At 73.4% G+C, this 8,849-nt stretch carries 10 protein-coding genes; 7 read left to right on the plus strand and 3 right to left on the minus strand.

Annotated elements, in window-relative coordinates:
- Nucleotides 1–59 precede the first annotated feature (59 nt).
- The 3 genes from KBO27_RS09195 to KBO27_RS09205 all read left to right on the plus strand — a co-directional run bounded on the left by KBO27_RS09195 (nt 60) and on the right by KBO27_RS09205 (nt 2,807).
- Entirely contained in the window at nt 60–827 is a 768-nt protein-coding gene (locus tag KBO27_RS09195) for an SDR family oxidoreductase (RefSeq protein ID WP_210969539.1), read from the plus strand.
- Between the two features lie 318 nt (nt 828–1,145).
- A complete protein-coding gene (locus tag KBO27_RS09200) occupies nt 1,146–2,132 on the plus strand; it encodes a malate dehydrogenase (protein WP_210969540.1) in 987 nt (328 codons plus the stop codon).
- A 126-nt stretch (nt 2,133–2,258) separates the two neighbouring features.
- The gene (locus KBO27_RS09205; protein ID WP_210969541.1) at nt 2,259–2,807 is read left to right on the plus strand and encodes a GNAT family N-acetyltransferase; all 549 of its coding nucleotides are present in this window, start codon (nt 2,259–2,261) and stop codon (nt 2,805–2,807) included.
- Nucleotides 2,808–2,812: 5 nt separating this feature from the next.
- Here the strand turns inward: KBO27_RS09205 and KBO27_RS09210 are convergent, their stop codons facing one another.
- Nucleotides 2,813–3,958: a coiled-coil domain-containing protein gene (locus KBO27_RS09210; protein WP_246536614.1), complete on the minus strand. Its 1,146-nt coding sequence runs from the start codon at nt 3,956–3,958 to the stop codon at nt 2,813–2,815.
- Between the two features lie 65 nt (nt 3,959–4,023).
- On the opposite strand from KBO27_RS09210, the gene KBO27_RS09215 reads away from it, so the two are divergent.
- On the plus strand, nt 4,024–4,824 hold the full coding sequence (locus KBO27_RS09215) for a pentapeptide repeat-containing protein (RefSeq protein ID WP_210969542.1): 801 nt from the start codon (nt 4,024–4,026) through the stop codon (nt 4,822–4,824).
- Here the strand turns inward: KBO27_RS09215 and KBO27_RS09220 are convergent.
- Complete coding sequence (locus KBO27_RS09220; protein WP_210969543.1) at nt 4,739–5,485, minus strand: styrene monooxygenase/indole monooxygenase family protein; 747 nt, start codon at nt 5,483–5,485, stop codon at nt 4,739–4,741. The two genes, KBO27_RS09215 and KBO27_RS09220, sit on opposite strands and share 86 nt — an antisense overlap.
- Before the next feature lie 140 nt (nt 5,486–5,625).
- Here KBO27_RS09220 and KBO27_RS09225 point away from each other — a divergent pair, with 140 nt between their 5' ends.
- Nucleotides 5,626–6,282, plus strand: coding sequence for a DUF6518 family protein (locus KBO27_RS09225; RefSeq protein ID WP_210969544.1), 657 nt, complete (start codon nt 5,626–5,628; stop codon nt 6,280–6,282).
- Between the two features lie 7 nt (nt 6,283–6,289).
- The gene (locus KBO27_RS09230) at nt 6,290–7,027 is read left to right on the plus strand and encodes an SDR family oxidoreductase (RefSeq protein WP_210969545.1); all 738 of its coding nucleotides are present in this window, start codon (nt 6,290–6,292) and stop codon (nt 7,025–7,027) included.
- On the opposite strand, the gene KBO27_RS09235 is transcribed toward KBO27_RS09230, so the two are convergent.
- Nucleotides 7,028–7,879 carry a LysR family transcriptional regulator gene (locus KBO27_RS09235; RefSeq protein ID WP_210969546.1) on the minus strand — a complete coding sequence of 284 codons (852 nt, stop codon included), beginning with the start codon at nt 7,877–7,879 and terminating at the stop codon, nt 7,028–7,030. It lies immediately after the preceding gene.
- 69 nt (nt 7,880–7,948) lie between these two features.
- Here KBO27_RS09235 and KBO27_RS09240 point away from each other — a divergent pair, with 69 nt between their 5' ends.
- The gene (locus KBO27_RS09240; RefSeq protein WP_210969547.1) at nt 7,949–8,818 is read left to right on the plus strand and encodes an EamA family transporter; all 870 of its coding nucleotides are present in this window, start codon (nt 7,949–7,951) and stop codon (nt 8,816–8,818) included.
- Nucleotides 8,819–8,849: the final 31 nt, after the last annotated feature.

Below are 8,849 nucleotides of genomic sequence, written 5' to 3' on the forward strand. Positions count from 1 at the left end.
ACACAGCCTAGAACCACCCCGACGCCGGTGGGTGTGGCGGGGCAGGCCATGATCAGCTCATGATCGACCCGCGACTGCGCGACCGCGTCGCCGTCATCACCGGCACCGACAACGCCCTGGGCATCGGTGCGGCCATCGCCCGAGCGCTGGCCCGCCAGCAGGTCCGGCTGCTGCTGGTCAACCCGCCGGGCAGCAGCGACCACCTCACCCCCGCGCTGCGCGCCGACGGCCACACCGCCCACGCCATCACCGCCGACCTGGCCGACCCCGCCGCACCGGCCCTCATCTACGACCAGGCCGAAACCCAGCTGGGCCCGGTGGAGATCCTGGTCAACAACGCCGCCCACAACGACCCCGACACCTTCACCCGCGCCCGCGGCGCGAGCACCGTCACCGCCGCGAGCCTCGACGCCCACCACGCCGTCAACACCCGCGCCCCCGCCCTGCTCATGGCCGAACACCACCGCCGCCACCAGCAGCGACGCGCCGACTGGGGGCGCATCATCACCCTCTCCACCGACGCCGCCGACGGCGCACCCGGCGAGATCTCCTACTGGGCCACCAAGAACGCCCTCGAATCGCTGTCGCGCTCGGCCGCAGCGGAATTCGGGCCCGCCGGCATCACCGTCAACATCATCGCCCCCGGCCCGGTGCAGACCGGCTGGATCAGCCGCGACATGAGCACCCGCTTCGCCGAGTTCAGCCCGCTGGGCCGGGTCGGGCACCCCGACGACATCGCCGACATCGCGGTGTTCCTGGCCTCCCACCAAGCCCGCTGGCTGACCGGGCAAACCCTCTACGCCGGCGGCGGCAAACGCATGACCTAGAGGGGTGCGCGGGAACGCTCCCCCAACACCCGCAGCGATAGCCCCGCCAGCGCCGAGCACGATCACCGCGTTGACCGACACCACGATCTGCACCCCGCGTCACCGCACGTTCCGGCGCCGCCGGGCACCACGGCGCGGGTGGAAAACGGCCCATCCCACGGCCGCGGCCACCCCACGTGTGGTGCGGATCTCGCGTGCTGAATCGGTCCCGCAACGCCCGCGCTGTGATCCCTGACCGGTCTCCCACAGCCCCGCCGCGCTGGGGATAGCATCCCCGGCAGAGCAAACACCACCCGTCGAGCAGGAGAACGAGACCTCATGACCAAAGCTCCCGTCACCGTGACCGTCACCGGTGCGGCCGGTCAGATCGGCTACGCGTTGCTGTTCCGGATCGCCTCCGGCCAGCTCATCGACGCCGAGACCCCGATCAAGCTTCGGCTGCTGGAGATCCCGCAGGCGGTCAAGGCTGCCGAGGGCACCGCGATGGAGCTCGACGACTGCGCCTTCCCGCTGCTGGAGAGCATCGACATCACCGACGACGCGCGCACCGCCTTCGACGGCACCAACGTCGCGCTGCTGGTCGGTGCCCGCCCCCGCGCCAAGGGCATGGAGCGCGGTGACCTGCTCGAGGCCAACGGCGGCATCTTCAAGCCCCAGGGCGAGGCCATCAACGCCGGCGCCGCCGACGACGTGCGCGTGCTGGTGGTCGGCAACCCGGCCAACACCAACGCGCTGATCGCCCAGGCCCACGCCCCGGACGTGCCGGCCGAGCGCTTCACCGCCATGACCCGCCTGGACCACAACCGCGCCCAGACCCAGCTCGCGCAGAAGCTGGGCGTGTCGGTCACCGACATCCGCAAGCTGACGATCTGGGGCAACCACTCCGCCACCCAGTACCCCGACCTCTTCCACGCCGAGGTCGGCGGCAAGATCGCCGCCGAGCAGGTCGAGCAGTCCTGGCTGGCCGACGAGTTCATCCCGACCGTGGCCAAGCGCGGTGCGGCCATCATCGACGCCCGCGGCGCCTCCTCGGCCGCCTCGGCCGCCAACGCCGCCATCGACCACGTCCACACCTGGGTCAACGGCACCCCCGCGGGTGACTGGACCTCCGCCGGTGTCGTCTCCGACGGCTCCTACGGCGTCCCGGAGGGCCTGATCTCGTCGTTCCCGGTCACCGCCCGCGACGGCAAGTTCGAGATCGTCCAGGGCCTGGAGATCGACGAGTTCTCCCGCGAGCGCATCGACGCCTCGGTCGCCGAGCTCACCGAGGAGCGCGACACCGTGAGCAAGCTCGGCCTCATCTGAGCCCGAACCGCACAGCGGTAGCAGCTGGGGGCGTGATCCCGTTCGCCGGGACCACGCCCCCAGCGTCGTTTCCGCCCGGGAAATCCGGTTGCCCACCGCGGTGAGCAACCAGCAGGATCAGCGGGCATGCCCCGCCCCGCCGAAGTCCTCGACCTGCCCGGTGCGCGGCTGCGCCGACCGACCGCCGCCGATGCCGGCGCCCTGCACCTGGCGGTCACCGAATCCCTGGAGCACCTGCGCCCGTGGATGCCCTGGGCCGCCGGCGACTACCCCGCCGCCGCGGCCGAGGCGTTCATCGACGAGGCCACCACCCGCTGGCACACCGGACGCGGCTACACCTACCTGATCACCACCGGCGACACGGTCGCGGGCACGATCTCGCTGGAGCGCCGCATCGGTGAGGGCGGCCTGGAGATCGGCTACTGGCTGCACCCCGCCCACACCGGCCGCGGACTGGTCACCACCGCCGCGCGCGCGTTGACCGAGCAGGCCTTCGCGCTCCCGGGGATCGACCGCGTGGAGATCTGGCACGACGCGGCCAACACCGCCAGCCGCGGTGTCCCCGAACGCCTCGGCTTCACCTGCGTCGACCCCCACCACCCGGCCCGTTTCGCCCACGCACCCGCGAAATCCGGCGTCGAAGTCGTCTGGCGGCTGACCCGCCCGGGCGGATAAGCGCCTCAGCCGCGCTCGCCCCGTTGGGGTTCGGTGCGCAGCGCGCGGAGTTCCTCGGTGGCGGTGTCGAGCTGGGTTTCGGCGCGTTCGGCCCGCGCCCGCGCCTGGTCCCGCGCGTCCTGCAGCGCTTCCAGCCGCTGCGCGTGCGTGCCCCGCTCGGTCTGCAACCGCTCAGCGGCCTCCTCGCGCACGCGCTCGAGCTCGGCGGCCTGCTGCTGGCGAAGCGCCGTCAGCTCGGTGCGCTGGCGCTCGATCTCGGCGCGCGAGGCTTCGGCGGCCTGGCGCAGCTCGGCCACCTGGTCCCGGGCCGTCTCGGCCGCCGACTCCGCGCGAGCGGCCCGCTCGGCGGCCTCGGACCGGCGGGAGTCGGCCTCGGCGACGTCCCGGCGCGCCTGCTGCTGGGCGGCCTGCACCTGCGCGGCGGCCTGCTCACGAGCCTTGTCGAGTTCCTCGTGCGCCTGCGCGATCTGCTTGTCGGCGTCCTGGCGGGCCTTCGCGACGAGGTCGTCGGCTTCGCGGCGGGCCGCGGCGGTGGCGACCTCGGCCTCGTTGCGCGCCGCTTCGACGTCGGCGGCGGCCTGCTCGCGGGCCCGTTCGGCCTCCGTGGTGGCCTGGTCGCGTTCGGCTCGCGCCGTTTCGGCCTCGGCGGTGGCGGATTCGGCCTGGGCGATGGCGTCCTCGGCCGCCTCTTCGGCGGCCTGGCGGGCCTGCTCGGCGTCGCGGCGCTGCTGCTGCGCGGTGGCCAGCGCCTGCTCGGCCTGGGCGATGCGGTGCGCGGCCTCGGCCTGGGCGGCCTGGATCTGGGCCTCGGCCGCCGACGGATCGGTCAGCGTCGCCAGCTCGTCCAGACCGGCGCGCAGGTTGCGGCCGAGCTGCTCGGACAGCAGCCGGTACTGGCGCAGCAGCTCCTCGGCCCGCAGCCGGGACCCGTCGAACTCACTGGAGCCCTCCGGTGCCGCGGCGGGGGTCTGCTCGGCCACGGCCTGCAGGCGCTGACGTTGCTTCCACGCCCGCCAGCGGGTGTGTTCGGGCAGGTCGCAGTACTCCGGTGGACGTCCCGGACCGCTGGGGCGTTCCACCGCCCGCTCACACCCCGGGAAACGGCAGATGCCCTCAGCGGTCTCGCGTGTCTGCTCCGGCTGCTCGCTCACGATCAGTGACGGTACCAACGCCCCCGCCGGAGGCGATCACCGCTGGTGAGAGGACAATCCAGCTCATGGTGCAACAGCGGGAACTGCGGGCGGAGTGCGGCCGGTGCGTCGGGTTGTGCTGCGTGGCGCTGCCCTTCCCGGCCTCGGCGGAGTTCGCGGTGGACAAGCCCGCCGGAACACCGTGCGCCAACCTGCTGGCCGACCACTCCTGCGGGATCCACACCCGGTTGCGCGAGAGCGGTTTCTCCGGCTGCACGGTCTTCGACTGCTTCGGCGCCGGCCAGCACCTGACCCAGCACACCTTCGGCGGCGCGTCGTGGCGTGAAGAACCCGGCATCGCCGGGCCGATGTTCGCCGCGTTCCCGGTCATGCGCGGCCTGCACGAACTGCTCTGGTACCTCACCGACGCCCTCGAGCGGGCCGACACCGCGCCCTTGCACCAGGCGTTGCGGGAACGGCTCGAGGAGGTCACCGCTCTGACCGAGCTCGGTGCCGAGGATCTCACCGCCGTCGACCTCAACGCCCAGCGCGCCCGGACCGGTGATCTGCTCGGCCAGGCAAGCCGCCTGGCGCGCGGCGAGAATCCCGGCCCGGAGCACCGCGGCGCCGATCTCATGGGCCGCTCGCTGCGCGGTGCGGACCTGCGGGCGGCCAACCTGCGGGGCGCGCTGCTCATCGCCGCCGACGCCCGTCACGCCGACCTGCGCCTGGCCGACGTGCTGGGCGCGGACCTGCGCGACACCGACCTGCGGGGTGCGGACCTCACCGGAGCCCTGTTCCTCACCCAGCCGCAGGTCTCGGCCGCGCGCGGCGACGACACCACCCGCCTGCCCGCCGGACTGCAACGCCCGGACCACTGGCGCTGACCACCAGGTCAGCCCAGGCCGTGGCCGGCCAGGTAGGCGCGGGTGCGCTCGGGTGTGGCGAGGATGTCCCACTGGCGGGCAGTTCCCCGTGCCCCGGGGCGATGCTCAGCGTCACGCCGCGGGGTTCGGCCGGGGCGATGCCGTCGTAGAGCCCGACGCACAACCGGCGTTGCGGCCGGTCGAACGGGCTGAGATCAGCGCGCCGCGGGAACAGCTCCGACAGCCCGCCGCGCCCGGTGGCGACCACGACCAGGTCGTGGCGCCGCGCCAGCTCCTCGACCTCGGCGGGGGTGATGCGGCGGTGTTCGACAGTGCCTCCTGCGTCGCAGAAGTCGTGCACCAGCCGCGGCAGCACCATCCGCTGGTCCACCCCGCGGGAGGGAGCGCTGAACCTGCCGATGAACCGCGACGGTGACGGGCCGCCGAGGTAGTGGTGGTGCACGCCGTAGCCGAACTCGCCCGCGTCCCAGTGCTCCACGCCCAGGGCTCGTTCGCGGCTGAGGGTGACGTGGTGGTGGGCCACGGCGTTGGGCAACCGGCCCGAGCCCCGCTGCTGCGGTGCGCGTTCGCTGTAGAGCGTCACCGGAACGCCTTTTCGGCGCAGCAGCATCCCCAGGTGCAGGCCCGCCACACCCGCGCCCACGATCCCGATCCCGTCCATCACGGTCTCCCCGCGCCCAGCTGGACAAAACCTCTCCAGCCTCCTCGCCGGTGCCGGGGCCGACAATCCGCCATCCTGCGGCCCCGGGGTTGGTCCGAACCGGTCTTCCACCACCGGTTCCTGCTGGGAAACTGCTGGGCATGGACCAGACCGCAGCACGACGCGGCGGCATGCACCGTCGTCGCGGCACCGCGCGCGCGATCGTGCCGGCAGTGGTGTGGGGGCTGATCGCGGGTGGTGTCACGGCCATCGCGCAGGGGACGCTGCCCGTCTGGCTGTCGTCGCTGGCCAACTCCAGCGGATCGTGGACGCTGCTGGCCTTCCTGCTGGCCCTGCCCGCCCCGACCGCGGTGTCCGGGGCGGCGTGCGGATCCGGGGCGTTGCTGTCGATGCTAACCGGCTACGTGCTCACCGACCTGCTGCGCGGCTACCCCGCCTCCACCGGGCTGATGGTGTTCTGGTCGGCTGCGGCGCTGGTCGCGGGTCCGCTGCTGGGCGTGGGAGCGCAATGGCTGCGTCAGCGGCCGGGAACCCGCGCGGCGCTCGGGCTTTCGGCGCCGTGCGGGGTGCTGATCGGCGAAGCCGGGTACGGGCTGCTGGTCATCTCCGAGAGCACCTCGCCGGTGTACTGGTGGGGTCAGGGGCTCATCGGTGCGCTGCTGCTGACCGCCGGGGCGGGCTGGAAGCTGCGCGGAGTGGGTCTGCTCGTGCAGGCGGTGCTGTTCACCGCGGCGGTGGCGATGGTGTTCGTGGTGGGCTACACGCACGGACCGGCGTTGATGCTGCTCGTGCCATGATCAGCGCATGATCACGATCGTCACCGGTGGTTCGCGCGGTATCGGCGCGGCCACCGCGCTGGTGCTGGCCCGCGCAGGCCACGACCTCGTCCTGGGCAGCCGCAGCGCGACCGGGCAGGCCGAGGCGGTCGCCGAACAGGCCCGCGCCGAAGGCGTGCGGGCGGTGGCGGTGCGCGCCGATGTCACCAGCGAGTCCGATGTGGACGGCTTGTTCGCCGCGGCGGCCGAACTGGGCCAGGTGACGGGGCTGGTCAACAACGCCGGGCTGACCGCCCACATCGCCGATCTCGCCGACACCCCCACCGAGGTCATCCGGCACGTCCTCGACGTCAACCTGCTGGGCACGATCCTGTGCTCCCGCCGCGCCGCCCAGGTCATGTCGACCCGGCGCGGCGGTGCGGGCGGGGCGATCGTCAACGTCTCCTCCAGCGGCGCCACCCTCGGCTCCCCGCACGAGTACGTGCACTACGCCGCCGCCAAAGCCGGAGTCGACGCGCTCACCACCGGTTTGGCGAAGGAGCTGGCCGGCGAGGGGATCCGGGTCAACGCCGTGGCCCCCGGGCTGGTGCGCACCGGAATCCACGCCGGGGCCGGCAGACCCGAGCGCGTCGAGACCGCCGTGGCCCGCGTCCCGGCCGGCCGCGCCGGGGAGCCCGAGGAGATCGCCCCGGCCATCGCCTGGCTGCTCAGCGAGCAGGCCACCTACGCCAGCGGCGCCGTGCTGCGCGTGGCCGGAGGCCTGTGATCACCGCCGGTAGAGCTCGGTGAGCAGGTCGACGACCTTGCCCGCGTGGGCGTGCCGCTCGTCGCGCCACCAGATGACCCGCACCGGGATCGGTGGGGCGTCGCGCACCGGCCGGAACACCACACCGCTGCGCCGGTACTGGGTGAGGGTGGCCTCGGAGGTGATGCCCACGACGCGCCCGCTGGAGACCGCGGTCAGCCAGTCGTCGACGTCGGCGGTGTAGTCGAACCCGGGGCGCTGGTCCTCCGGCCACAGCTGCGGGGTGGTGGATCCGGCGCGGCGGTCGATGAGCACGGTGCGCTCGGCGATGTCGGCCAACCGCACGAAGCGGCGCCGCGCCCACGCGTCATCGGTGGCCATCGCGCAATAGCGGCGCTCCAAACCCACCACCACTCCGGAGAACCGGCGCCGGTCGGGCTCCGTGCGCACCACGGCCACATCGCACGCGCCTTCGCCGAGGCCCGCGGTGGCCGAGTTGGTGCGCACCAGCTGCAACCGCACCTCCGGCCACGACGCCGCCCAGCGCCGCTGGAAGGCCACCGTGTGCCGGCCCATCGCCGACCAGGCATGACCCACCCGCACGGTGGCGTCGCCGGTGGTGGCCTCGCGCACCAGGTCTTCGGCTTCGGCCAGCACCCGCCGAGCGCGGGCCAGGATCCGGGTGCCCGCGGCGGTGGGGGTGACCTGGCGGCTGGTGCGCCGCAACAACCGCACGCCGAGGGCGTTCTCCAGCCCGGCCAGGGTGCGCGAGACCTGCGCTTGCGACAGGCCGAGTTCGCCGGCGGCGTCGGTGAAGGTGCCGGTCTCCACGATCGCGACCAGGCACCGCAGCTGCCGCAACTCCACATCCATGCGTTCAGCGTATCGGCGGCGTGGCGGATGCATTTGGCGCAACGATGCCCGCCCGGGAAGGTGAGCGGCATGGCCACCACCCACACCCCAGCACCCACCGCCCCAGCCACTTCGTCGCGCGGAGCGGGGGTGGCGTTGATGTCGGGCAGCGCGGTGTCCAACCAGACCGGTGCCGCGATCGGATCGCTGGCCTTCGACACCATCACCCCCGCCGGGGTCGTCGCGGTGCGCCAGTGGATCGCCGCCGTGGCGCTGCTGGCCACCACCCGGCCCCGCCTGCGTGAGTTCACCGCCGCGCAGTGGCGGCTGGTGATCGCCCTGGCCGGGGTGTTCGCGGTCATCAACCTCGCCCTCTACAGCGCGGTCGACCGCATCGGGCTCGGCCTGGCCGTCACCCTGGAATTCCTCGGCCCACTGGCGGTCGCCCTGGCCGGATCGCGCCGCCGCACCGACCTGGCCTGCGCCCTGCTGGCCGCCGCCGGGGTGGCGGTGCTGATGCGCCCGCAACCCAGCGCCGACTACCTCGGCATGGGGCTGGCGCTGCTGGCCGCGGCCTGCTGGGCCTGCTACATCCTGCTCAACCACGCCTTGGGCCGAACCCTGCCCGGCGCGCAGGGCACCGCCACCGCCTGCGGGCTCTCCGGCCTGCTGTTCGTGCCGATCGGCATCGGCGTGCTGCTCACCCACCCGCCCACCTGGAGCGCCCTGGGCTTCGCCGTCACCGCGGGAGTGCTGTCCTCGGCGGTGCCGTTCCTGTGCGACGCCCTGGCGCTGCGCCGCGTGCCCGCACCGCTGTTCGCGATCTTCATGAGCCTCAACCCGGTGCTGGCCGCCACCGCCGGCCTGCTCATCCTCGGCCAGCACCTCGACCTCTGGCAATGGGCGTCGATCGCCGCCATCGTCACCGCCAACACCACCACCGTCCTGACCCGCCGGTGAACGGCCTCCACCACGTTCGCCGGCTCGGCGA

The organism is Saccharopolyspora endophytica, assembly GCF_018070075.1.
GTDB classification, from domain to species: Bacteria; Actinomycetota; Actinomycetes; order Mycobacteriales; family Pseudonocardiaceae; genus Saccharopolyspora; species Saccharopolyspora endophytica.

What these genes read in the sequence shown, in the direction of transcription:
- KBO27_RS09240 (WP_210969547.1), top strand. Translation starts at nt 7,949, where the DNA reads ATGGCCACCACCCACACCCCAGCACCCACCGCCCCAGCCACTTCGTCG.
- KBO27_RS09220 (WP_210969543.1), bottom strand. Translation starts at nt 5,485, where the DNA reads ATGGACGGGATCGGGATCGTGGGCGCGGGTGTGGCGGGCCTGCACCTG.
- KBO27_RS09200 (WP_210969540.1), top strand. Translation starts at nt 1,146, where the DNA reads ATGACCAAAGCTCCCGTCACCGTGACCGTCACCGGTGCGGCCGGTCAG.
- KBO27_RS09205 (WP_210969541.1), top strand. Translation starts at nt 2,259, where the DNA reads ATGCCCCGCCCCGCCGAAGTCCTCGACCTGCCCGGTGCGCGGCTGCGC.
- KBO27_RS09195 (WP_210969539.1), top strand. Translation starts at nt 60, where the DNA reads ATGATCGACCCGCGACTGCGCGACCGCGTCGCCGTCATCACCGGCACC.
- KBO27_RS09230 (WP_210969545.1), top strand. Translation starts at nt 6,290, where the DNA reads ATGATCACGATCGTCACCGGTGGTTCGCGCGGTATCGGCGCGGCCACC.
- KBO27_RS09235 (WP_210969546.1), bottom strand. Translation starts at nt 7,879, where the DNA reads ATGGATGTGGAGTTGCGGCAGCTGCGGTGCCTGGTCGCGATCGTGGAG.
- KBO27_RS09215 (WP_210969542.1), top strand. Translation starts at nt 4,024, where the DNA reads ATGGTGCAACAGCGGGAACTGCGGGCGGAGTGCGGCCGGTGCGTCGGG.
- KBO27_RS09225 (WP_210969544.1), top strand. Translation starts at nt 5,626, where the DNA reads ATGGACCAGACCGCAGCACGACGCGGCGGCATGCACCGTCGTCGCGGC.